19 protein-coding genes and 1 riboswitch are annotated in these 25377 nt (G+C 39.6%); of the genes, 7 read left to right on the plus strand and 12 right to left on the minus strand.

Features of this window, described 5'->3' with window-relative positions:
- The first annotated feature begins 90 nt into the window (after positions 1-90).
- Positions 91-1881: a M1 family metallopeptidase gene (locus tag FPK91_RS20185; RefSeq protein ID WP_144213794.1), complete on the plus strand. Its 1791-nt coding sequence runs from the start codon at positions 91-93 to the stop codon at positions 1879-1881.
- Between the two features lie 2777 nt (positions 1882-4658).
- On the opposite strand, the gene FPK91_RS20190 is transcribed toward FPK91_RS20185, so the two are convergent.
- Positions 4659-5147, minus strand: a complete 489-nt coding sequence (locus FPK91_RS20190; RefSeq protein WP_144213796.1) for a glutathione peroxidase — start codon at positions 5145-5147, stop codon at positions 4659-4661.
- 316 nt (positions 5148-5463) lie between these two features.
- Here FPK91_RS20190 and FPK91_RS20195 point away from each other — a divergent pair, with 316 nt between their 5' ends.
- Complete coding sequence (locus FPK91_RS20195; protein ID WP_144213798.1) at positions 5464-6000, plus strand: YfaZ family outer membrane protein; 537 nt, start codon at positions 5464-5466, stop codon at positions 5998-6000.
- A 219-nt stretch (positions 6001-6219) separates the two neighbouring features.
- On the opposite strand, the gene FPK91_RS20200 is transcribed toward FPK91_RS20195, so the two are convergent.
- The 7 genes from FPK91_RS20200 to FPK91_RS20230 all read right to left on the minus strand — a co-directional run bounded on the left by FPK91_RS20200 (position 6220) and on the right by FPK91_RS20230 (position 12187).
- Positions 6220-6639, minus strand: coding sequence for a copper resistance protein NlpE (locus FPK91_RS20200; RefSeq protein ID WP_158638104.1), 420 nt, complete (start codon positions 6637-6639; stop codon positions 6220-6222).
- A gap of 8 nt (positions 6640-6647) precedes the next feature.
- Positions 6648-7778, minus strand: a complete 1131-nt coding sequence (locus tag FPK91_RS20205; RefSeq protein WP_144213802.1) for a patatin-like phospholipase family protein — start codon at positions 7776-7778, stop codon at positions 6648-6650.
- Positions 7779-7962: 184 nt separating this feature from the next.
- Positions 7963-9678: a proline--tRNA ligase gene (locus FPK91_RS20210; RefSeq protein WP_144213804.1), complete on the minus strand. Its 1716-nt coding sequence runs from the start codon at positions 9676-9678 to the stop codon at positions 7963-7965.
- Between the two features lie 135 nt (positions 9679-9813).
- Complete coding sequence (locus tag FPK91_RS20215) at positions 9814-10428, minus strand: acyltransferase (RefSeq protein ID WP_144213806.1); 615 nt, start codon at positions 10426-10428, stop codon at positions 9814-9816.
- Between the two features lie 8 nt (positions 10429-10436).
- Complete coding sequence (tsaA, locus tag FPK91_RS20220) at positions 10437-11174, minus strand: tRNA (N6-threonylcarbamoyladenosine(37)-N6)-methyltransferase TrmO (RefSeq protein ID WP_144213808.1); 738 nt, start codon at positions 11172-11174, stop codon at positions 10437-10439.
- Positions 11175-11247: 73 nt separating this feature from the next.
- The gene (gene rcsF, locus FPK91_RS20225) at positions 11248-11643 is read right to left on the minus strand and encodes an Rcs stress response system protein RcsF (protein WP_144213810.1); all 396 of its coding nucleotides are present in this window, start codon (positions 11641-11643) and stop codon (positions 11248-11250) included.
- A 136-nt stretch (positions 11644-11779) separates the two neighbouring features.
- The gene (locus tag FPK91_RS20230) at positions 11780-12187 is read right to left on the minus strand and encodes an H-NS histone family protein (protein ID WP_144213812.1); all 408 of its coding nucleotides are present in this window, start codon (positions 12185-12187) and stop codon (positions 11780-11782) included.
- A 459-nt stretch (positions 12188-12646) separates the two neighbouring features.
- Here FPK91_RS20230 and FPK91_RS20235 point away from each other — a divergent pair, with 459 nt between their 5' ends.
- The 3 genes from FPK91_RS20235 (at position 12647) to FPK91_RS20245 (ending at position 16826) form a co-directional block, all read left to right on the plus strand.
- Positions 12647-13396, plus strand: coding sequence for an electron transfer flavoprotein subunit beta/FixA family protein (locus FPK91_RS20235; protein WP_144213814.1), 750 nt, complete (start codon positions 12647-12649; stop codon positions 13394-13396).
- A 2-nt stretch (positions 13397-13398) separates the two neighbouring features.
- Positions 13399-14322, plus strand: coding sequence for an electron transfer flavoprotein subunit alpha/FixB family protein (locus FPK91_RS20240; protein ID WP_144213816.1), 924 nt, complete (start codon positions 13399-13401; stop codon positions 14320-14322).
- 650 nt (positions 14323-14972) lie between these two features.
- A riboswitch (Lysine riboswitch) is annotated at positions 14973-15193 on the plus strand.
- Positions 15194-15269: 76 nt separating this feature from the next.
- On the plus strand, positions 15270-16826 hold the full coding sequence (locus FPK91_RS20245) for a Na+/H+ antiporter NhaC family protein (RefSeq protein WP_144213818.1): 1557 nt from the start codon (positions 15270-15272) through the stop codon (positions 16824-16826).
- 124 nt (positions 16827-16950) lie between these two features.
- Here the strand turns inward: FPK91_RS20245 and FPK91_RS20250 are convergent, their stop codons facing one another.
- Positions 16951-19092, minus strand: coding sequence for a M3 family metallopeptidase (locus FPK91_RS20250; protein WP_144213820.1), 2142 nt, complete (start codon positions 19090-19092; stop codon positions 16951-16953).
- Between the two features lie 305 nt (positions 19093-19397).
- On the opposite strand from FPK91_RS20250, the gene FPK91_RS20255 reads away from it, so the two are divergent.
- Positions 19398-19976, plus strand: coding sequence for a thymidine kinase (locus FPK91_RS20255; RefSeq protein ID WP_144213822.1), 579 nt, complete (start codon positions 19398-19400; stop codon positions 19974-19976).
- A 106-nt stretch (positions 19977-20082) separates the two neighbouring features.
- Here the strand turns inward: FPK91_RS20255 and FPK91_RS20260 are convergent, their stop codons facing one another.
- Both FPK91_RS20260 and FPK91_RS20265 read right to left on the minus strand, forming a co-directional pair.
- The gene (locus FPK91_RS20260; RefSeq protein WP_144213823.1) at positions 20083-21873 is read right to left on the minus strand and encodes an acyl-CoA dehydrogenase C-terminal domain-containing protein; all 1791 of its coding nucleotides are present in this window, start codon (positions 21871-21873) and stop codon (positions 20083-20085) included.
- Between the two features lie 159 nt (positions 21874-22032).
- Entirely contained in the window at positions 22033-22929 is an 897-nt protein-coding gene (locus FPK91_RS20265) for an alpha/beta fold hydrolase (protein ID WP_144213825.1), read from the minus strand.
- Between the two features lie 292 nt (positions 22930-23221).
- On the opposite strand from FPK91_RS20265, the gene FPK91_RS20270 reads away from it, so the two are divergent.
- On the plus strand, positions 23222-23743 hold the full coding sequence (locus tag FPK91_RS20270; RefSeq protein WP_227006637.1) for a TlpA family protein disulfide reductase: 522 nt from the start codon (positions 23222-23224) through the stop codon (positions 23741-23743).
- Positions 23744-23948: 205 nt separating this feature from the next.
- Here FPK91_RS20270 and FPK91_RS20275 read toward each other — a convergent pair whose 3' ends face one another.
- Positions 23949-25289, minus strand: coding sequence for a coproporphyrinogen III oxidase family protein (locus FPK91_RS20275; protein WP_144213827.1), 1341 nt, complete (start codon positions 25287-25289; stop codon positions 23949-23951).
- Positions 25290-25377 lie beyond the last annotated feature (88 nt).

The following is a 25377-nucleotide window of genomic DNA, read 5'->3' on the forward strand; positions in this document are numbered from 1 at the left end:
GATATATATGAATTTAATCTAACTTCTCGATGAAAAGCGTGCATTGGTATATTCTGTTGCACATCATACTGTTGATGAATAGGTATCAAATTGACAACGCTTTGGGACAATAATCGTGACTATCATTCAGTAGCCAATACTGATGAGATTAAAGTACACAATATGCAGCTGACATTGGCAGTTGATTTCGAATTACAGCAATTGACTGGGCAGGTGATATTGCAGTTCAAGCGACTGCAAATTTGTGAGCAACTGGTACTTGATGGCCGCGATCTTATTATTGATACCATCAGTGATAACCAAGGCAATAAAGTTGAATATGACACTGAGCATGTTGATACTCTGCAAGGGGATAAAATCGTTATCAACATCGGCATGATGATTGATGAAGTTGTTATTCAATACCGCACCTCACCGAATTCACAAGGCTTGCAATGGCTAACCCCAGAACAAACCTTAGGTAAACAATCCCCTTATTTATTCAGTCAATCACAACCGGTTAATGCCCGAAGTTGGATCCCTTTGCAAGACACGCCTAAAGCCCGTATTACGTTCACTGCAACTGTGACAGTCAATAATGGTTTAAGAGCCGTGATGAGTGCGGCCAATAGCGATGTGATGCCAAAAGATGGTGTATTTCAGTTTGAGATGGAAAAACCGATCCCAACGCATCTGCTTGCGCTGGCTGTGGGTGATTTAGCTTATGGCGCGATTAGTGAACGTTGCGGTATTTACACTGAACCTGAAATGCTGTCTAAGGCATTAAAAGAGTTTGAAGATACCGAAGAGATGATATTGGCTGCAGAGTCTTTATTAGGCCCATATCCTTGGGGCCGCTACGACATGATTGTATTGCCGCCCAGCTTTCCTTTTGGTGGTATGGAAAACCCAAGACTTGCGTTTATTACGCCGACATTAATTGCGGGAGATAAGAGCCTAGTATCTACAGTTGCTCATGAATTAGCGCACTCCTGGACCGGTAACCTCGTGAGTAATGCAACATGGCGTGATTTATGGCTTAACGAAGGCTTTACCACCTATTTTACTAACCGTTTAGTTGAAAAAATATATGGTGAAGAGCAAGCTGAATTGGAGTGGGTGATTGAGTTTGGTCGTCTTAAAGAAGAGATGCATTCGATGCCTATCGAAGCTCAAACCTTACCTGCGAACGTACAACATCAAGATGCGAATGATTCATTTAATCGGTTCACCTATGATAAGGCTTCAATGTTTGTTCACGAATTGGAGCAACGTTTAGGCCGTAAAGATTTTGACCAATTTTTATTTAATTACGTTCAGCATTTTAAATTCGAAGCGATTACCACAGAAACATTTATAGACTATGTCAAGCAGACGTTATTGATTGAGTACCCTCAAGCTATTACAGAAACTGAACTCATGACATGGGTGTATGGTGAAGGCCTTCCCAAATGGTTTGTCGGGCCTACTTCGACCAGCTTAGATAAAGTCGAACTGGCGTTACAACAAATCAAACAAGGTGAAAGCGCCAGTAAGTTGATTATTTCAGACTGGCGAGTGCATCACTGGCAATATTTCATTAGTCAGTTGCCATTTCAATTGTCGCAACCGCAACTCACGGATTTGGATATGGTGTTTAAGCTTTCGCAGTCTGAAAATGCTGAACTAGCCTGTGAGTGGTATCGGGTCGCGATACGTAACCATTACGAGATTATATTGCCAAAAGTTGATCAGTTTTTACAAAATATTGGCCGAGCCAAATTTGTTAAGCCACTTTATAGCGAGTTATTAATTGCGGGTTATCAGCAACAAGCATTAGCGATATTTGAACAGGCTAGGGCAGGCTATCATCCTTCGTTGCAGGTTCAACTCGACTTGATGATGCAACAGATTGAACTTTAACCTTAAGGTAAAAAAAATGGCAACCCAATGGGTTGCCAGAAGTATTGCTTTGTAGGTTATTGCTAATAATGCGCTAGCGTATTAACAATGCCCTAAATAGGGGGATGATGATGAACAATGAAACCGGATGAAACATAATTCGGTTAGCAATAATATGAACGTATATTTCATAAACTGTGATGAAGAGTTTTTGAAATCAGCTTTAACAATATTTGAAGCGGTTACTTCACTACTATCAAATCCTTTGCCATATTATCTACTTGTTACGGTTACTATGAGTAGTAGGATCAGCAAAGGTTCAAATTAAATTAAAAATAGTTTCTTTCCTTTCATCTTCGTTCAGATCCATTCATCTCAATAAGCACCTCACAAACACATTTTAGTCTTTAATTTGCAGCCTTTAGAGTTGGCCCGTTACTGTTTTAGTACAGTTAGGTGTTAAGTTTCGAATGCTGCAAGCAGCCTGATTTAATCTTCAGTTTTGTTGAGTCCAGTTGATATTTGCAATGGACTGAAGCTTAATGGGATTGTGTGTAAGAAGAACTAAAAGATAGATAAAAAAATGGCAACCCAATGGGCTGCCAGAAGTATTGCTTTGTAGGTTATTGCTAATAATGCGCTAGCGTATTAACAATGCCCTAAATAGGGGGATGATGATGAACAATGAAACCGGATGAAACATAATTCGGTTAGCAATAATATGAACGTATATTTCATAAACTGTGATGAAGAGTTTTTGAAATCAGCTTTAACAATATTTGAAGCGGTTACTTCACTACTATCAAATCCTTTGTCATATTATCTACTTGTTACGGTTACTATGAGTGGCAGGATCAGCAAAGGTTCAAAATAATTTATCCTTTTTTTCAAATAACTTCCCCTTTGTGCATGTAATGATTAACGAATTGTTCTTATCTACATGATTTATTTGGTATTATTTAGGTATTCGGTTGAGTTCTATTAAGGTGATTAGTGGAAGATAAAATTAAGTCAAAAAAAATGGCAACCCAATGGGTTGCCAGAAGTATTGCTTTGTAGGTAATTGCTAATAATGCGCTAGCGTATTAACAATGCCCTAAATAGGGGGATGATGATGAACAATGAAACTAGGTGAAACCAAATCATGTAAACAATGGTTATGTAAACAATGTTTCGATTTGCAATAACATGAATATCGATTTCATAAACTGTGATGAAGAGTTTTGAAATTAGTTTTTAAAATACTAGAAGCGGTTACTTCACTATCGTTAAAAACTTAATCACATTATCTAGTTGTTACGATTACTATGAGTGGCAGGATCAGTAAAAGTTCAAATTAATTCAAAAATAATTAATATTATTTAGTTATTTTACTTTCCATTAAATTGCATAGGTTATTCACAGGTACTTTTAGTCCATCGTTCAGTCACTTTTGAATTGGTTTGGCTGTCAGAAATGCTGTTAGCTGGCTTTTATCCTGCAGAAAAGTTGAACCTGAACCCAGTTGTATACGAAATGAATAGGACGTTCACGGGGGAAAGCAGGTAAAAAAAATGGCAACCCAATGGGTTGCCAGAAGTATTACTTTGTAGGTTTTGCTAATAATGCGCTAGCGTATTAACAATGCCCTAAATGGGGGATGATGATGAACAATAAAACCGGGTAAAACTAAATTCGGTTAGCGACAATGTAATTTAAATTTCTCTAACTGTGATGAAGAGTCTTTGAAATCAGTATTTAAACAATCAGTATTTAAACGAAAATGACATTATCTACTTGTTACGGTTACTATGAGTGCCTGTATTTAAAAAGGTTCAAAGGAATTCCAAATATTTTTAAAATAATTTGTGATTAACCTTTTAAGTTAAGTTGCTCGTGTTTAGTCGGCATAGTTAAGTGTCCATAGTTAAGCGCCCATATTTAGGGGCTTTACTTTAGCTAAAATATTGACTGGCTAAGTCCAGCTTAAACATGATCGGCTTAACCCGTCTAATTCTCATCAACACTAACATCAACACTAACATCAAGATTCAACATCAAATGCTGACGATATATGTTTGCTCAGTTGATTCGAAAGTGAATCATACTGGATTTAATCTGGCTGCAAATTGTGATTTTGTTGGGTAAATAGATTGTTTAAGCTTAGTGGTAATGATTAACCAAAAAAAATGGCAACCCAAATGGGTTGCCAGAAGTATTGCTTTGCGGGTTGCTGTTAATGGTGCGCTAGCGTATTAACAACGTCCCAATTGGGAGTGATGATGAACAATGAAAAAGTTTAACCTAATTCGGGTAGCGAATTTAACTGGGGAGATTAATTCTGTTAAAGCTCAATAATGAATGAAACCTTGATGAGGGGTAAGTTCATTAATGACTTGCTACAGTTACTAAGAGCTGTGGAGTTTAAAAAGGTTCAAGAAAAGTTGTGATTTTTTTTGTTTTCATTCAATCTTGATAAGAGGTACTTTTATCTTGTTGATTTAATTTATATTAATATTTTTTATTTTCAGTTATTTTTTCTGTTAACTTTAATTTTTTAATAAAAAAAGCCATAAAAAAAGGCAATCAATTGATTGCCTATTGATCCACTTTGAGATCAAGGGGACCGCGCTAGAAGTCCCAGGGAGATGATGAAAGTGAAAACACTGTCTATATACTCAGAGCATCACAAAGTGAAATAGTTCAAAAAAAGTACAAATAAATTATTTTTTTATCAATCATAAATTTTATAGCATTGAATCAACAGCTTAAATTTAGCTGTTACATTTATCTGATAAGTTATAAGTTTTGATCTGAGATTATTCTTTCAATAAATGTTCGATTTCATCCATTAGATTTTCAGGTTTAGTCGTTGGCGAGTATCGCTTCAACACTTTACCTTGCTTGTTGATCAAGAACTTGGTGAAATTCCATTTGATTGATTGGCTACCTAATAACCCTTTTGCTGCAGGTTTAAGGAATTTATATAAAGGCGCAGCATCTTCACCGTTAACGTCAATTTTACTAAAAAGCGGAAAGCTGACACCAAAGTTCAGTTCGCAAAATTGGCTAATGGTGGCTTCATCACCTTTTTCTTGAGAGCCAAATTGATTACACGGGAAACCTAAAACAACAAAACCTTGCTCTTTATATAGCTGGTACAAATGTTCTAGTGGTTTGTATTGGTGCGTAAAGCCGCATTCACTTGCCGTATTTACAATTAGCACTACGTGATCTTTATATTGTTCCATCGATACTGTGTTGCCATTGATATCAACTGCGCTTTGTTCAAAAAATGATTGGCTCATGAATTACTCCTTATTGATTAATTACACTATATACCGATAGAGCAATTTGTCAATTAAGTTGTGCGCAATTTAAATTGAATCTGATGTAAAAAAGTGACTAATAACATAAGTTAATCGCAATAGAATGTTGAAGATAAAAAATGACTATTACAAGACTTGAGGCAGATATTATCAGGTTTTTGTTATTGTTATTTTAATGTACTTAATCTGTGTGAATGTTGAGTTGTGCAACTTTAAAACTGTGTTTTTATTAAGACTAAACCTTATTGGTCAGTATAATCTCGGCAATAGTATCACTTAGGTTTTGGGGTTAGAGATGAGAAAAAAGATTTTGGCTGTTTTAGCAGCTATGGCATTGTCATTAAATGTAAATGCAACGGAGTTTTCTTTAGGGCTAAGTGAACATGTTGTCTCGTCAGACATTAAGGCTTATATCAATCCAAACCTTAATCTTGAAGCGGGCTATGTTTATTCCGATAAAAAAGGTCACTTAGCTGAATTTGCTATGCATATGACCCATGAAACTGGACCACATACGATTGAAATTGGCCCAAAGTTTACCCGAGTATGGTTCGATAATAGTCCTAGTGGCAGTGTTGTGTCTGTTGGTGGTCATTACAGTTTAGCGCTGGGGAATAAAATTTCTCTGCACGGTGATGCTTATTACGCACCTTCAGTATTAACGTTCTCGGGCTTAGATGGCTATACTGAATTAGGGGCTAAAGTGCAGTTTGATTTTAATCCTAATATGGCTGTTTTTTTTGGCTATAGAAATTTGAAGTTTAAATATGATGATCGTTCAAACAGCTCGTTTGAAGATGGTTTCTATATTGGTGGTATCTCTCGCTTTTAAAGAACTTGTTTAGTTATTCGAATAAGTCACTTAATGAAAGCCAGTTATTAAAAGTCTGCGATTAAAAGTCTCTTAATGAAAAGTCACTTAATGAAAAGTCACCCCATGAGGTGACTTTTTTTGTGGGAAATATCATTGGTTATTGCGACGGTATTGAGCCTGATACAATCTCACTAACATTTTATAAGAAGAGCTTATAAGAAGAGCTTATAAGAAAGCTTATTGTTCAAGCTCTGCAATTTTAGTCACGAGATATTTTTGTTCATCTTTACCTTCAATGCGCTGACTTTCGACATCAAGTAAATACATCTTATCCTGAAGTACATGGTAAATTTGACCTCTATCTAAGTAGATAATGTTACCAGTGCTATCCCATCTAAACGAACCTTGGCTCCTAAATGGGTTAGGGTCTTGACCCAAATATTCTGTTGATATTTGGTATTTATTGGAAGGATAAAGGGTGAGGGTTGTTTTCATTCCATCACAGCTTGGACACGGAAAAGTCCCTTGATATGTGCCCATCCAGTTCACGGTATGTAAACTGCCTTTTAAGGGATCGGGGTCAAAATCTAAAGGTGCTTTTGAACAAGCAGTTATCATGAGTAATATCGAAATTGCCACTATCCTTAGTGTATTCATCTTCATTCCTATTCACTATCAATATCAAAAAACTTCTTTATGGTATCAATTTGCGTCATTGCGTCTTGATAGCCTAAATCAATTAAAGCACCAGTGTAGCTTTTTTCAAATAGCAAATAAGATACGATACTCGAATCAGATTGGCTATCGACACCGACAAGCTTTAATAATAAGCGGATTGCTAGCGGTAACTCTTTAAAGTATCTCGCTGCAAGTAGACTTAAATCTTCGCTGGGCTTGATGACCAGCGTTTCAATTTTCTTTAAATTGACCATTTTAGCATCAGCTTCAGGGATTAAGTCTAGGGTAGAATTGATTCGCTCTAAACGCTCTAAATCACTGTTTAACGTATCCGAGAAGATAGTATCAAGCAGGTGACCTGCAATGGTTGCTGTTTTTGGGTGCGCATCAATGTCTTTATGCAATAACTTATGGGGACTGTCTAAATTAATCACCATAATTTTGCTGGCGCCTAAATGAATTGGGCTAGATAAGGGGGATAATTGATGCACTGAACCGTCGCCGAAATAGGCTTGGTTTAATTTAACCGATGGAAACACCAGCGGGATGGCTGAAGTGGCCATTAAATGGTCTGTAGTTAACGTGGCGCGATTGCCTTGTCTACGTGCTCTTTGCCAATCTTCGACGCTGTGGTCAGCTTGATAAAAGCTGTAAGAGTGAGAATCGGTATAGCTTGAAGCATCTAAACTAATGGCTTTCAAAGCACCGCTGCCAATATTGCGTTCAATTCGCTGAAAATCAATTAATTGATTTAACAGTTTTCGTAACGGTTGGTTATCGAGCAAGCTGCCAGCTTCAGTATTCACTTTGTCGTTTTGAAGACCTTTTAAGGCCATTTTAGCTAAGTGTTTTAGTACGCCCTTAAATGATGAACGATATACTTTATTGGTTTCAAAGTGGCGCCAAACCCAATCGAGCTTTTTAACGCCTAAATGAAAGCAAGAGGCATGAGTCGCCAACGAGGTCGCATTAATAGCACCAGCAGAACTGCCACTTAATATGGCAAATGGAATATGATGATTACGCGGATAAAATTGCACCAGCGCTTTTAAAACGCCAATTTGATATGCAGCTCTTGCTCCACCACCACCTAAAACCAGTGCGATTGACTCTGACAACGACTATCTCCATTTACTCACATAACCTGATGATATCAGTATGTATAATATTAACTGGTTATACCAATCAAAATAACATCATTGTAACCGTTTTTATTTTGAAACTTTTTGATGATTTAAATATAAAACAAAAAAAACGCACCTATCAAGGTGCGTTAATACTGCATTTGTCAGAGGCTATTGATTAGCCTTTAATTGATGACTTGATAAAGTCTACAATCTGATCAAATGGAATGTCTTGTTTCTCACCCGTGCGGCGGTTCTTATATTCGAATACGCCAGCATCAATGTTACGGTCGCCAATCACAACCACATGTGGCAAGCCGATAAGCTCCATGTCATTGAACATCACGCCTGGACGCTCTTTACGGTCATCTAATAATATTTCGATGCCTTGGGCGCTTAAGTCAGCGTAAAGTTGTTCAGCCATTTCTTTTACACGATGAGATTTGTGCATGTTCATCGGTAAAATGCCCACAGTGAACGGTGCTAAGCTTTCAGGAAGCTTCATACCGCGGTCATCATGGTTTTGTTCAATTGCAGCTGCAACGATACGGCTTACGCCAGCACCATAACAACCCATCATCATGACTTTAGATTTACCATTCTCATCAAGCACGGTTGCGCCCATAGCCTCAGAATAGTTTGTACCTAACTGGAAGATATGACCCACTTCGATGCCACGAGCAAAAGCATAAGTACCTTGACCATCTGGTGTCGCTTCACCTTCAACCACGTTACGGATATCCATAGCGTACGCCATGGGTAAATCGCGCTCCCAGTTGATCCCGAAGTTATGTTGACCTTCTTTGTTAGCACCTGCAGCAAAGTCACTCATTACCGCAACGTCACGGTCAATGATGATTGGCATTGTAAGGCCAACAGGACCGATAGAACCCGGACCAGCACCGACAGCGGCAACAATTTCAGCATCAGTTGCAAACTCAAGAGGAGAAGCGACAAGCTCGTGCTTATCCGCTTTAAGTTCATTTAAGTCATGATCGCCTCGAACAACTAGCGCCACAAGTGGTGCTTCTTCTGTTGCGCCTTTAACGATCAGGGTTTTAACTGTTTTAGTGATTTCAATATCAAATTGTTCAACTAATTCAGCAATGGTTTTAGCATTTGGCGTTTCAACAACACTCATTTCTAGTGAAGGAGCTGCCAAGGTTGCTGTTGGTGCTGCAGTTTCTGCTTTTTCGATATTTGCCGCGTAATCACTTTCAGTCGAGTACGCGATTAAGTCTTCACCACTATTAGCTAGTACGTGGAATTCGTGGGAAGTTTCACCACCGATTGAACCCGTGTCAGCAATAACTGGACGGAATGCTAAGCCCATACGTGTGAAAATATTGCAGTATGCTGCATGCATTTCAGCATACGTAGCATCCATGCTTTCTTGAGATAAATGGAAAGAATAAGCATCTTTCATCAAGAATTCACGTGCACGCATGACACCGAAACGAGGGCGAACCTCATCACGGAATTTATGTTGTACCTGGTATAAAGTCAGTGGCAACTGTTTGTAAGAGCTTACTTCTTTACGCACTAAATCAGTAATCACTTCTTCGTGGGTCGGGCCAAGTACGAAGTCACGGTTATGGCGATCTTGGAAACGTAACAATTCAGGGCCAAACTTGTCCCAACGACCAGACTCTTGCCAAAGATCAGCAGGTTGTACTAGTGGCATTAGGATTTCAACGGCACCGACTTTGTTCATTTCTTCACGAACAATGGCTTCTACTTTACGTAATACACGTAAACCACTTGGTAACCATGAATATAGGCCTGATGCGTTACGGCGGATAAAACCAGCACGTAACATCAATTTGTGACTCATTACTTCTGCATTTGCAGGCGTTTCTTTTTGTGTTGAAAGCAGGTACTTGCTAACTCGCATTCCCAATGTCCACTTAGTAGCTATTAATGAGCGGCATTTTATCACCTGTATCGAGTTGTCACCAGATAATTAGTTTAGGAAGAAAAAGATAATATTATCGCGATAAACGCGGTGGGGGAGTTTCCAAATAGGGGGCTATTTATCGCGTCTATCACCAATGATTTTGGCTGGGTTACCGGCAACAATAGCAAATTCAGCAACATCTTTAGTGACCACGCTACCCATGCCGACAATGGCTTGGTTCCCGATGGTGACGCCATCCACAATACCTGCCTGTGCGCCAATCCAAACGTCATCGCCAATGACTATACCCTTGGATTGACTCGGTTGTTGATAGATCGCTTGCTCAACTGACATACCGTGGTTAAAAGCGTAAATGGTAACGTTATTGGCAATACGGGTTTTATTGCCGATTTTGATGCCGCAGCGGCCACCATCAAATGAACAACCATGATTAATCGCTACTTCATCACCTAGGGTTATTGGGCCATGCAAAAAGACATCTGCAGCAATCATACATTGATTGCCCATAGTGATATCTCGACCGGGCTCGGCAAAAACATTGGCTTGTGGGGCAATAAAACAATTATCGCCAAATGTGATGGTTTCTAATTGTTCAAACTGCTGTTGTATTTCATCTTGCCAAGGTTTGGCCCAAACCAATTGTTTTTCTTTTAACGAAAAATATAACCACGGCATCCAAGATAAGCGTTTTTTATGCTGGGTTTGATAATCAGGTTTATTATGCATATCAGTATTTAGCAAACGCTGGTGGGTTTAATTTCAATCACGTTAATGTGACCGTTTTCGATCTGCCAGAATATATCGATGTCATATAAGGCGACTTGGTATATTTTAGGATCAGCCTTAGCTTTTTTATAAGCAGGGCGAGGGTCCTGGGCTAAAACATCACTGATGACACTCAATAACTCAAGACTGTTACTCTCGTTTGCGTAACTTTCAATTTGTGTTTTCGCTAACGGTGAAAATTGTACATCAATTAATTCAGGTGCTTCTTGTGCAATACCGCCAGCGGCGTTATCAATGGAATCTGAAAAAGGGATATAGGGTTTAATATCAATAACCGGTGTGCCATCTAATAAATCCATACCGGATATTTCAAGGCATACTTTGCCATTTTGCTGAATAACGCGATGCAGCTTTACCACGGATTGCCCAATACCATTGGGTCTAAAAGTCGAGCGGGTGGCAAATACACCTAACTTTTCGTTTCCGCCTAACCTGGGTGGTCTAACAGTATTTTTCCAGCCCTGTTCAAGATTTTCATGAAAACAAAAAAGTAACCATAAATGTGAGTATTGCTCTATTCCGCGTACCGCATCGATATTATTAACATGTGGCGCTAATTCAACAAGCCCTTTTATATTCACTAGGCCAGGTTGTCTTGGAATCCCAAACTTTTGTTTATAGGGCGTGCGGCAATAAGCGACAGCGTCTATTCGAGAATTAAATTGTTGGGTCAACTCATTTTTCATTATTAATTTTCATCGCAAGCTGGTTGGCTTCATTCATACAAATAAATGTTGTTTATAACAATAGGATTAAATACTACTGAGGAGCGTCAATGGTAATAGCTTGTCCAACGCAAAAGGCTTCGCTAAAACAGTTATCTACTTTCTGTTCAGTGAGCATACATTTTTTAACGATAAGTCCGTTAGCACCTAATTCTGCTGCTTTTTTACGTGCATCAGTGCGTGCATCTGCGATAGTCGCGGGGACGCCATTCTCAGTTTCCTGACAAGAGTGACCTTCAACTAAACCTAATATGTTAAATGCACTTTGTGGGCGGTCATTATCTTTAAATAGCGCGACATTGGCTGGTTTGAAATACTCATCAATTGCTTCTGAATCGAGGTTAGTATTGAAAGAATACTCACCTGCACAACCAGATAATAATACTGCTGAACTTATCGCTAGAGATAAAAGGGGACGAGAAACATTCATAATGTGGCCTAATACTAAACAATGGTAAGTGCTCTAGTTTACAACGCTTACTGACTGGAGGATATAGAATGCAGATATAAAAAAAGCCTACAATAGTAAGCTCTTTTTTATCGCCGCAATGTGGTACTAGAAATATTTATTCCATACCAGGAATCAAAAACGCTTCCATTTTCTTGCCGCTATCAACTTCTTTTTTGAATACAGTTGGCATACGACCTTGACCAGTCCATTGAATTAACTCGCCATCAACTTCAATTTGATATTTAGCTGGACGTGGTGCACGTTTCTTAGGGGCAGGTTTATTAACTGCAATGTCACCTAAGTCTTCAATTGATAAACCACTATTTTCAATTTGCGCTAGAATTTCAGCAATGCGTGCATTTCTTTCTGCATTCGCTTCTAATTCTGCTTTTTCGTCTTCTTCTCTTTCTGTAATGATTTTTTCAAGTTTTACTGAAAGTTCACGTAAGTCTTCAAGCGCTAACTCTTTTACAGCAGCTTTAAAACGACGACCATGTGTTAGTACTTCTAAAAAGTCACTCATATCAATTTGCATCCTAATGATTTTAAATAATAAGTTTTTCAAGTAATGCTTTGGTTAATAAGTAATACCAATAAAAATCAATAAAAATCAATAATGCTTAATTTTTTCGCATTAGAGTATCAATTGATTTGACTATTTCATGTGTTAACTAACATATTTAATTGTAGAAAATACAAAGTTACTTGAATCGTTGTTAATAATAGAAACTAAACTTGATTGGATCAAATAAAATCATCAATAAATGGACAAAATTTAATTAAAGTTACAATTTAAGTGCAATAAATAATAAAAGTTAGTGAATTGTGGTTCTTTATTAGTAGAAACTTATCTAAATAAAAATATAAACAAGTGTTTGACTTAGGTTGACGTTAACGTTAACAGGCCGTAAAGTTGTGCCATATTGCATTGGTTTACGCCAATGTACCGAACACATACATTGAAGGTGAAGAAGGAAATCCCATGAAAGTATTGGTGCCTGTAAAGCGCGTCGTCGATGCAAATGTGAAGGTTAGGGTAAAAGCTGACAACACAGATGTAGATACTACTAATTTAAAAATGGCGTTAAACCCGTTCTGCGAAATAGCAGTTGAAGAAGCGGTACGACTAAAAGAAGCGGGAAGTGTTACTGAAATTGTTGTTGTCAGTATTGGCGCAAAGCCTGTTCAAGAACAATTACGTACTTCATTGGCGCTAGGTGCTGATCGTGCGATTCATGTTCAAACTGACGAAGAGTTAGTGCCATTATCAATTGCTAAAATTTTAAAAGCTGTCCAAGAGAAAGAGCAAGCTGATTTAGTGATTTTTGGTAAGCAATCAATTGATGGCGATAATAACCAAACGGGTCAAATGCTAGCGGCGTTAACGAATATGCCTCAGGCAACGTTTGCATCAGAGTTAACATTAACTGCAGACTCTGCTGAAGTTATTCGTGAAGTTGATGGTGGCTTACAGACGTTAAAAATGCCTTTACCTGCCGTTGTTACTGCTGATTTGCGTTTAAATGAACCTCGTTATGCTTCTTTACCAAATATTATGAAAGCAAAGCGTAAACCATTAGAGACACTTTCAATTGATGATTTAGGCGTTAGCTTAAAAGCACATCAAACAATTATTAAAGTCACTCCTCCTGCTGAGCGTAAAGCTGGCATCATGGTGAGCTCTGTGGCTGAGCTAGTTGAAAAGTTAAAAACTGAAGCGAAGGTGATCTAATTATGACTATTTTAGTATTAGCTGAACATGATAATGCGAGCTTAAAATTAGATACAGCGAAAGCGGTTAGCGCAGCCGTTGCTATTGGTGGCGATGTGCACGTATTAGTTGCGGGTAGCGATTGCGCTGCCGCTGTTACTGCAGCTCAAGCAATAACAGGTGTGAGTAAAGTATTAGTTGCTGATAACGCAGTATATAAAGAGCAACTTGCAGAAAGCCTTTCACAATTAGTTGTGAACCTTGCTGGCAATTATGAGCATATTATTTCTGCGGCTAGCAGCGTTGGTAAAGATACGTTACCAAGAGTGGCGGCATTATTAGATGTAGCTCAAATATCAGAAGTGATTGAAGTGGTTAGCGCTGATACCTTTGTGCGTCCTATTTATGCGGGTTCTGCATTAGCGACAGTTCAGAGTTTAGATGCTAAGAAAGTGCTAACGGTGAGAACCAGTGCATTTGATGCCGCAAGCAATGATGGCTCAGCAGAAGCGGTAAACGTTGATTTTGTAGCAACAACAAGTACAGAGTTTGTTTCTCAGACATTGACTGTCTCAGAGCGTCCAGAGCTGGGTAGTGCTGGTGTGATTGTATCTGGTGGCCGCGGTATGGGCAGTGGCGAGAACTTCGCTATTTTAGAAGCATTGGCTGATAAACTTACTGCTGCAGTAGGTGCATCCCGCGCCGCTGTTGATGCTGGCTATGTACCTAATGATTTACAAGTGGGTCAAACAGGTAAGATTGTTGCACCAGACTTATATATCGCTGTCGGTATCTCTGGCGCTATTCAGCATCTTGCAGGTATGAAAGACTCTAAAGTGATTGTTGCGATTAACAAAGATCCTGAAGCGCCAATATTCCAAGTTGCTGATTACGGTCTCGAAGCTGATTTATTCGATGCGATTCCAGAGTTAACTAACTTATTATAAGTCAGTCATCATTACTGCACTGCTTACAATGTAAATTGATGTTGTAAGTAAGATTGCAAATCGATATCAAAAAAGGTTTTTACTGCAAAGTAAAAACCTTTTTTATGTGAAAAATTTTATTTAGCGAATGACTTATTGTTATTTTTATCTGTGCTAAGACTTTAGTTACTATGCTTACTTACTATGAATACTTTTGCATTACTATTTAATTATAACGATATAACTTATTCATTATGGCTATATCTTTATAATATGCGCCATTGAAATACTGCAGTTAAATATATGTAAGTCATCATTTTAACTTGTCACTAGAATAAAATGTGTGGAGTATTCACTCTATTGCCGCTAGATGCTTAATCATTTATTTCCTTGATTTAGTATGTAGCTATATAATCTACGCCATTAAAATTCACTTTTATTGAATAAATTAAATGTTAACAATCGAGCATATTTTGCTTCTTTAATTATCAAGTTGACTCTGCTTTAATAATGAACTGATGCTAACAAATCGTTACACACCTGATAATCCTGTGTGTTCAGTTTTGGTTGTGATGTTATTTATCACAAGATAAGCTAGTTTTATCTGGCAATGATCCTTCCGCTTATGTTTGTATGTTGTGGTGTTAATACACAGATGACTTTCTGTTGTTAGCATAAGTAGAGGTGCATTAAGTAAAAGTATGGTTGAGTTGGGTGATTCCGATAGCTTTACCTGAAAGGATTTAGTGCCGAAGTGAATGTGTTCTATCAAAACCATTTGCTGGGGCAGCTACCGAAAGGGGCTGCACTGTCATAGTAATTTTTGTCCGTTTGGATAAAAGAATAGATATCGATGATGATATCGATATTACTGTGGAGTGCTACTGAGAAGATTTTTGTTTACGCTATCTGTGTAAACTTGCCTTATCAGTTATCCTCCATTCGTACTCAACGAAGAAATTATAAAAATGATGATAACAAGTTATGCCGATTCGGCACTTTCTCTATTGCCGCCAGTCGTGGCAATTATATTGGCGATTTTAACTCGCCGAGTTTTACTTTCATTAGGCCTAGGTATTATTGCCGGGGTATTCCTGCTAGCTGACTTCTCTGTTAGTGCTGCTGCATCTAACCTAGTGTCAACTGTGACTAGCCTAGTGTGGGATGATGGCGCGCTTAACGCCTGGAATTTGCAGATTATTGGTTTCCTGGTTGTGTTAGGGATGATAACCGCTTTAATCACCGTCAGTGGCTCTGCACGCGCATTTGCCGATTGGGCGCATCAACGCATTCGTAATAAGCGTGACGCGAAACTCATGACCATGTTTTTAGGTGTAGTTGTTTTCATTGATGACTACTTTAACAGTATTGTGGTTGGTTCAATTGCCCGACCAATTACTGATCGCTACCATATTTCGCGCGCAAAACTGGCTTATCTTCTTGATTCAACTGCTGCACCTATTTGTGTTATCTCACCAGTATCAAGCTGGGGCGCATACATTATTGCGCTAATCGGCGGTATTTTAACGGCTCACGGCTTTGCTGATACTGGTCATTTAAGCGTTTTCTTACAAATGATCCCAATGAATTTCTATGCCATTTTCGCATTGTTATTATTGTTGTGTGTAGCCTTGTTCGGTTTAGACATTGGCCCTATGCGTCAACATGAACAAAATGCACAAAAAGGTGAGTTATTCGACGAATCGAAAGGTTTACCACCAGGTGCTACAGCTGATTTACCTGAAGCTGACACCGGTAAAATCATTGGCTTATTTCTACCCATTTTCGTATTAGTGGCTGCAACATTCTATTTCATGGTGGCATCAGGTGCAGATGCGCTTACTGCGAATTCATTGCCATTTAGTCTGCTAGGTGCTTTTGAAAACACTGAAGTGAGTGAGTCATTATTTTATGGTTCATTAGTGGGCCTAGTTGTGACCTTAGCACTTGCTGCGCAGCAAAAAATTGGCATGTCGATGGTGCTTACTGGCATCAAAGTCGGCGCTAAGTCAATGTTACCGGCAATCTACATTCTTGTTTTTGCTTGGACAATCTCCTCGGTGATTGGCAATCTTGAAACGGGTAAGTACATGGCAAGCCTAGCGACGGGTAATATTCCGTTTGCGATGCTACCAGCGGTGTTATTCCTATTAGCAGGTTTAACAGCATTCTCTACCGGCACTAGCTGGGGTACGTTTGGTATTATGTTGCCAATCGCTGCTGATATGGCGATGGGCAGTGACAGCACCATGATGCTACCTATGCTTGCAGCAGTATTGTCTGGCGCAGTATTTGGGGATCATTGTTCACCGATTTCAGATACCACTATCTTGAGCTCTACAGGTGCAAGTTGTCATCATATTGACCACGTTGTTACCCAATTACCATATGCGTTAATTGTGGCAGTGATAAGCTTAATTGGTTATCTGGTATTAGGATTTACTGCTTCTGTTGCAATGGGCTTAATCACTTGTAGTGCGCTATTTATTCTGACGGTTATCGGACTTAAAGTGATAACGAAATAGTGATATCTAATTAGCTTCAACGAAGCTGTTAAGTGTTAAGTAACAAAAATGCCGCTTAATTGAGCGGCATTTTTTTGTTTGTTATTGAGGGTGCTTTTAGCTAAAGCGCCTCAATTTATTTACACTAGTTTAGACCACGACGTTCAAGTAATGCATCAGTGGTCGGCTCTTGACCTCTGAAGGCTTTATAAGCCTCCATTGGTGGTACTGAGTTACCCACTTCACGAATGGTCTTACGATACTTCATGCCAATTTCACGATTTAGTCCACCTTGGGTTTGAACGTAAGCAAAAGCATCTGCTGCAAGGATTTCACTCCACATGTAAGCGTAGTAACTTGCAGAGTAGCCACCCGGGAAGGCGTGAGCAAAGTAGCTTGAACGGTAACGAGGTGGTACCGCTTTAATATCAACGCCGTGTTTTTTCAGGGCACTAGCTTCAAAGCTGGCCACATCTTGTAATGGCGCATCAGCAGTAAGTGAATGCCACTCTAAATCAACTAAAGCCGCCGCCATATACTCTAAGGTATCAAAACCTTGATTGAAGCTGCGAGACTCCAGTAACTTTCCTAGTAGCGCCTCAGGAATAACTTCACCCGTTTCATAGTGCTTGGCGTAGTTAGCCAGTACTTTAGGGTGCGCAGCCCAGTCTTCTTCAAATGTCGATGGAAACTCAACAAAGTCGCGTGATACTGAAGTGCCTGCAAGTGATGGGTAGGTGACTTTTGAGAACATGCCGTGAGTGCCATGACCCATTTCATGGAACATGGTAGTCACTTCGCTGTAGCTGACAAATGTTGGCTGACCTTCAGGGGCTTTTTTAATGTTCATTACATTAACCACTACAGGCTTGTTGTTTAATAACTCAGACTGACCCACAAACGAGCTCATCCAAGCTCCGCCACGTTTACCTTCACGAGAAAAGTAGTCAGCATAAAAGATGGCCATACTACTGCCATCTTCATCAAACATTTCATAGGCTTTTACATCGGGGTGGTAAACCGGTAAATCTGGACGCGGTGTTAGTGTCACTCCGTATAGTTCTTTCAGGGTGAAAAATACGCCATCTTCAAGCACGCGATCAAATTCAAAGTATGGCTTAATTGAAGCCGCATCTAAGTCATACTTTTCTTTACGAACAAGCTCAGCATAATAAGCCCAATCCCATGCTTCAAGGCTAAAGTCGCCGCCCATTTTGGTGATCATTGCTTGAATGTCAGCGGCTTCTTTTTGGGTGTTTTCAACCACAGCAGGTACCATTGAGCCAAACATGTCGTAAACCGCTGACGGTGTTTTGGCCATTTGTGGTGCTAAGCGATAATCCGCCCAGCTTTTAAACCCAAGTAAATGAGCTTTTTCGGCACGTAATTGTGCTAAACGAGCCACTAACGAAGCGGTTTCATTGTCACCCGTTAAGCCGCGATTAGCAGATGCTTGCCAGACTCGTTCACGCAGTTGGCGATTGTCTAGTTGGGCTAATACTGGCTGGCGAGTGGTATTGGTAATGCTAAGTAAATATTTGCCTTCATGGCCAGCAGCACTGGCATCAATGGCTGCTGATTTAATTGCTGTTGCAGATAAACCCGCAAGCTCTGACTTATGATCAACAACCACGGCGATTTCTTTACTTAAGCGCATTAGACGTTGAGAAAACTCGTTGGTTAATGTTGATTGCTCTTCATTAAGTACACGAATTTGCTGTTTTTGCGCTTCGGTTAGCTTAGCGCCTGCCAGTACAAAACGTTGATGATAAACTTCAATTAAGCGTTTGGCTTCAGGGGTAATATCCAAGCTGTCACGACTTGCATAAATGGTTTCAATTCGGCTAAAAAGCTGAGCATTCAAATTAATGTTGTCAGAATGGGCGGCCATTTTAGGCGCCATAATACCTTGAACTTTACGTAATTCAGGGTTACTTGTTGAGCCGGTTAAATTGTAAAAAACCTTCGAAGTACGACCTAATAGCTCGCCGCTTTTTTCCATGGCAACAATGGTATTTTCAAAGGTGGCTGGTTCTGGGTTGGCAGCAATAACCAGAATTTGCTGATAATGCTCCGCCATGCCTTGTTCAAGCGCAGGTAAGAAATGCTCATTTTTTATGTTAGCAAAGTTAGGCGTTTGATATTGTAAGCTGCTTGGAGCAAAAAAAGGGTTATCTGCTTGTATCATTGTGACGTTTTCAGCTTGGGTTGTATTAGTATCTGAGATAGTGCATCCACCTACAACGATTGTGGCAGCAATAGCTGCAGCAACAAGTGTTTTATGCATTGTTTTCGACTTCCTATTATAGTTTTTTGTCCAAACAATCTATCAATTGTTTCTTAATCGTATCTGAAGTAATGCAAGATCTGTGAAGCTTGTAGTCGTTTATAACTTTAATCGCTCAATAACTGTGACTTGTTAACTGGAATTAACAAGTCATTACTGCTGCGGGGGGTGTTAATCGCTTAAAGCTGCAGTAGCTTGGTGGCGATTTATTGTGATATTGCCATGAGTTTATCGATTCTAGCGCTTATTTCGCTGCTGAATAAATGATAAACTGCCACGGAAAATAATCATAAGGACGCACCGTTTTGGCACAACTCTACTTCTACTATTCTGCTATGAATGCAGGTAAATCAACTTCGCTACTGCAATCATCGTATAACTACCGCGAGCGCGGCATGAATACCTTAGTAATGACGGCGTCAATTGATAATCGTTATGGTGTCGGAAAAGTGTCTTCACGAATTGGTATAGAAACTGAAGCACAAGTGTTTAGTGACGGTGATAACTTAGCTGAATATATTGAAAACGAACTTAATAAGCAGAAGTTACACTGTATTTTAATTGATGAGTCGCAGTTTTTAAGCAAAGAGCAAGTTAAGCAATTAACCCATGTGGTGGATAATTTAGATATCCCAGTATTGTGTTACGGTTTGAAAACCGACTTCCAAGGGGAGTTGTTTAACGGTAGCCAGTATCTATTAGCTTGGGCTGATAAGCTGGTGGAACTGAAAACCATTTGTCATTGTGGCCGTAAAGCCAACATGGTTGTTAGATTGGATCATAATGGTAAACCCATGCGCGAAGGCGAGCAAGTTGCTATTGGCGGTAACGAAAGCTACGAGTCAGTTTGTCGTAAGCATTTTAGAGAATTTCTTTGGGACTAATTCGTTGCTGTTAACGAGTGACTCTTAAATAAAAACAGCGCCTATATTGATTTATAGGCGCTGTTTTTGTTTGAACTTGTTTTTGACAGTTACTTACAAAGCACCGTTAAAAATCTGCTTCATCAAAATTAGCAATATGCTTGCTACTTGCTTCAATTTGTTTTCTTAAACTACGAGTTTGGGTTCCCCAGTAGCTCATGTAAAACTGAGCCGTTTTAAGTTTGCCTTTATAGAACTCAGTTTCTTCAGTGCCAGCATCCAATGCGGCTAACGAGGTTACTGCAATACGGGTCCACATCCACGCCAGCGTGGTGATGCCAAATAGCTGCATGTAGGCCATAGAAGCTGCGCCAATAATATCTGGGTTAGTCGTGGCAGATTTGACAATAAAGCCAGTGGCTTTTTCTAAGTCGCCAGCGGCATCCATTAAGCCTGCAATATAAGGCTGCATGTTTGAATTGGCGCTGTTTTCTTGGATGAGTTGTTTAACCATCCCTGACCACAATGTCAGTGCAGCGCCTTTATCCGAGAGTAATTTACGGCCAACCAAATCTAACGCTTGCACGCCATTAGTGCCTTCATAAAGCATCGCAATACGAATATCGCGGACAAATTGCTCCATGCCCCATTCATTGATATAACCGTGACCGCCGTAAACCTGCTGTGCATCAACACAGGCTTTAAAGCCTTGGTCGGTGACAAAGCCTTTCACAATCGGGGTAAATAATGCGGCCAGCATTGAAGCTTGTTTAGCTTGTGCTGGATCGTTATGACGCTCTGCGGCATCAAGCCATAATGCTTGTTGACCCATTAGTGCACGGGTACCTTCATTGAAGGATTTTTGCGACAACAGCATTCTGCGCACATCACCATGGACAATAATCGAGTCAGCGGCTTGCTCAGGTTGCTTAACACCAGAAAGTGCCCGACCTTGAATACGGTCTTTGGCATAGACAAGTGCGTTTTGATAAGCGATATCAGAGACACCTAAGCCTTGAATACCGACACCTAAGCGCGCTTGATTCATCATAGTGAACATGGCTTTAAGACCTTGGTGGGGCGCACCGACTAATTCGCCAATAGCATTGTCAAACAACATCACACAAGTTGAGTTACCGTGAATCCCCATTTTATGCTCAAGACCTGTGGCGCTTAAACTATTCGCCTGACCTAAACTGCCATCATCATTTACCATGAATTTAGGTACTGCAAATAAAGAGATGCCTTTTACGCCATCGGGAGCATCAGGTAACTTTGCTAATACAAGGTGGATAATATTTTCAGCAAGATCGTGGTCGCCTGATGAGATAAATATTTTCTCGCCGCTAATGGCAAACTGGCCATCTTCGGTAGGAATCGCTTTGGTGCGCAGTAGGGCTAAATCAGTACCTGCATGAGATTCTGTTAAATTCATGGTGCCAGTCCATTCACCACTGACGAGTTTTTCGAGGTATTTTTGTTTCAGTGCATCACTGCCATGAACGTGAATAGCGGAGTAAGCGCCATGAGTCAGGCCTGGATACATGGCAAAGGCCATGTTGGTAGCGGTTTTCATTTCAGTGGCAAAAGTGCCAATGACTTCAGGTAAGCCTTGGCCACCATATTCAGGATCACAGGTCAGCGTTGCCCAGCCATCATCGACGTATTTTTGATATGCCTCTTTAAAGCCCTTTGGGGTAATGACATTACCATCAACAAGTTTACAGCCTTCTAGATCACCTGTGGCATTCAGTGGCAGCATAATATCAGTCGTGAAATCAGCAACACCTTGTAAAATTGCATCGGTGAGTTCGGGATCAATTTCATCAAAACCTTGTAAATCAGTTTGCTGATAAATATTGAGTAACTCAGATAAAATGAATTGGTAATCTCTTAGGGGGGCTTGATAAATCGGCATAATAGAATCCTTTATTATGTCACTTTTTGCCGATTATTTAAGTTAATAAGCTGACAAAAATGATGACTGACTATCGAACAGTGACTTAACCATAACGAAATTGGAGTAAAAACTCAGTATTTTTTTTAATTGATTTATTTCTCCCTTGTCACAGGGCTTTTACACTAGGATCTGATGCTTTTCCCAGAATGTAAAAGCGGCATCTAATACTAATTGTGGCGCTTCGACTTGTGGATAATGACCGATGTTTTTAAGCTGCACAGTATCTGAGTTCGGGATCAGCTCTTTATAACGTTGCAGCATGGCTAGGCCTGAAATGGGGTCATCTTCGCCATTGATAAAGCACATCGGTTTATCAAATGTCGTAAGTGCGCCAACCCATCGTTCACGGTTATTTTTTCGCTCAGTCATATAACGTATCAATTTATGAAAAATACGATCGCCATGATTATGTTGGATCAACTGCCAGTACTTTTTTAGCTCGATATCATCAATGGTGACAGTGCAGATTTTATCGAAGTTTTTCTTAAATGCTTTGTAGCTCATTGCTTTAGCGATTAAAAAACCCATAGGGCTCAATAATAGTTTTTGAATGAGAATAGGTTGGATCACTTCAGGAAAAATGCCGCCATTCAGTAAAATTGTACTGTGTATCTTAGCATTACTGTTACCTTCAGCTTGTTGCTGTCTTGCTAATAATTCTTGGGCAACCGTGTCGCCGTAATCATGGGATAAAATATGGTAATCAGTGACAGATAATGAGGCTAAAACATCTTCAATGAGATCTGCTTGTTTAGCAAAAGAGTAGGGGAAGTCGGTGGGTTTGTCTGAGTAACCGAAGCCAATCATATCGAGGGTAATAACGTGAAAATGTGCTGTTAATGTGTCCCAAATAGGCTGCCAATCATAACTGCTGGTGGGAAAACCATGAATGAGTAACAGTGTTGGATTGTTGAGTTTGCCGGCTTGTTTTACAAAGACCTTATTTGCAAATCCTTCAGCAAAAACATGATGATGAAAATAACCTTCCTTCAACCACTTAGTCAACTTTTCCATTCGTCCCCATTTATTTTATTTTTTATTGGTATTTGTATCGATTTAATAAATTAACCTGATTAAACCTGTTTGTAAAATATCCTTGATAGGGCATTAACTAAAACTTATGGCTGATGCGATTTTGAGTATTTCAGTGATAACAGGACTTCTGAATTAACGCGACTAAAGTGAGATAACGCAGACTAAATAATTGTAGAGTTGTGAACTGTTTTGGGGGTTAACTCGGTCTACACTCATAAGATGCAATTAAGTATCAATAATGATTAACGTGAAACAATTAAAGGATTAACCCATGCTTTCAGTAATTCGAAAAATAACCCGTGGATTTATCATTATGCTAGGCCTGTTTACTTTTGTTATGTCTGCCAACATCAGCGCTGAACAAGCACCGCCTAAATTCTCTAAAGCTAATGATTTTACGCTTAATGATGCCAGTGGAACCCCTTGGTCATTAAAGGCTATGGCAGGCAAACCGGTCGTGATTCACTTTTGGGCAACCTGGTGTCCATATTGTAAAAAGCTTCAACCTGGTTTAGAAAGAATTCGCATCGCGAATCAAGACACAGACTTACAGATGATCGCCATTAGCTTTAACGAAGATGAAGCTGCAACGCCTGCTAAAGTGCTAACCGATCGTGGCATTGGCATGAAAACACTAATAGAAGGTGATAAGGTTGCGCAATTATATGGTGTAAAAGGCACGCCTACGACGGTATTCATTAATCGTGCTGGTGACATTGTGTGGGTATCGCAAATCTCAGATCCTGACTCGCCTAAGTTAACCCAAGCTGTGGAATATCTTTTAAGTGAATAAAGCAGATTGAACTCATTTTTATAACGGATGTTATTAATTGATGCTATTAACAGCTGCTAGCCAAACTATTAGCAGCAAGTGCTTATAAAAAGTGCTTATAAACATGTTTATAAAAAGAGCTTATAAAAAGAACTTATAAAAAAGGCGCTATCTTTTACTCGTCATTAAGTAATCGATAGCGCCTTTTTAAAAGTAAATTAAATCGTTAACTCGCAGAGCAAGTCGCTGTTTCAATGTTCGTTGGCATTTCACCGTGAACCGATAAAGGCAAATCACGAGCCTGTTCACGTAAATAATCCATACCCGCAAGGAAGCCTGAAAACATTTTCAAAGCAATGAACTGTCCTTCAGTTGTCGTGCGGTAGTTGTTGCCTTCTTTCTTAATCGCGCCAGCCGCATGCAGGTAACTCATTTCTAATGGGAATGCCTGCCATAAGGTTTTACCAGTGTGAGCTTTGAATTGTTGGCTATCTAATACGCCGTGACCCATCATCATCATTAAGTGATGCTGAATAAGCGCTTTTTGTTCTAATGGCTTGGTATAGCAGGTACCGCTATGTCCCGTATTGATTCTTTCAATGTAGTTTGGAATATCAAAGCTAGAAATATTAAATTGCTCACCAAAACGGCCAAATGCACCAGAACCGACCCCGAAGCAATCTTCACCATCGAGGACATATTTATTCTCAACCGGTTGACCGAAATTACGGCTGAAGGTCCACGGGAATTCCATAATATACTTATCACCCAAGGCCTGTTTAACCGCTAAAAATTGTGGCCAAAGGTCATTGGGTTCACCAGCAAGAACACCAGCCTTTTTACGGTTTTTTCCGATACCGATAGTCAGCGGGTAAGTGGTGATTTGGTCTGGGCTTAAACGAATGGTTTGCTCAAGATCCCAAGCTATTGAATCAGGTGTTTGCTGCTTAAAACCATACATCATGTCAAGGTTAACGGTTGGGATAACCTCAATAGCACGGCTGACATATTCAGCTTGCTGTAAACCAGAACCAAACTTTTCGAAGCGGCCGCTGGCTTTTAAAATGCTGTCGTCAAAACTTTGCACGCCAATTGACATTCTGTCGACCAAGCCTTTAAGTAAATGTGGGTTACCTTCTTTAAAGTAGATAGGGTCACTTTCACACGAGACTTCACGAATGTTGGTAATGCTTTTGATCATCTCGATGGTTTTAATCAACTCATCTTCTAAAATGGTCGTGGTGCCGCCGCCAATATAAACGCGGTTAAAGGTATAGCCTTTGGCAATAACTTCTCTAATCTCTTTTCTCAACGCCTTGAAATAGTCTCTGGCAATGCCTTCTACAAACTTAATTTTATGGAATGAACAGAAGCGGCATAATGTCTGACAAAAAGGAATATGAATATAAAGGGTCTCAATTGGCGCTTCTGGAATATATTCTTTTTCTTGCAGATTTAATGCGACCGCATCTTTTAAGCTTAATGAGCTTTTAATTGTTTGCCCCATAACCCAGTCGAGGCTATTAGTAGCAAGGTTTAACCTTGTGGTTGAGAGTGTTTGTTTCATTGATGCCCTCATTAGCTTAATCATATTTAATTGATATCAGCGTAATGCAGACAAATCCCTCAAACTGTCGGTTCAAGCATAAATATAC

The organism is Shewanella donghaensis (assembly GCF_007567505.1).
Taxonomy (GTDB): Bacteria; Pseudomonadota; Gammaproteobacteria; order Enterobacterales; family Shewanellaceae; genus Shewanella; species Shewanella donghaensis.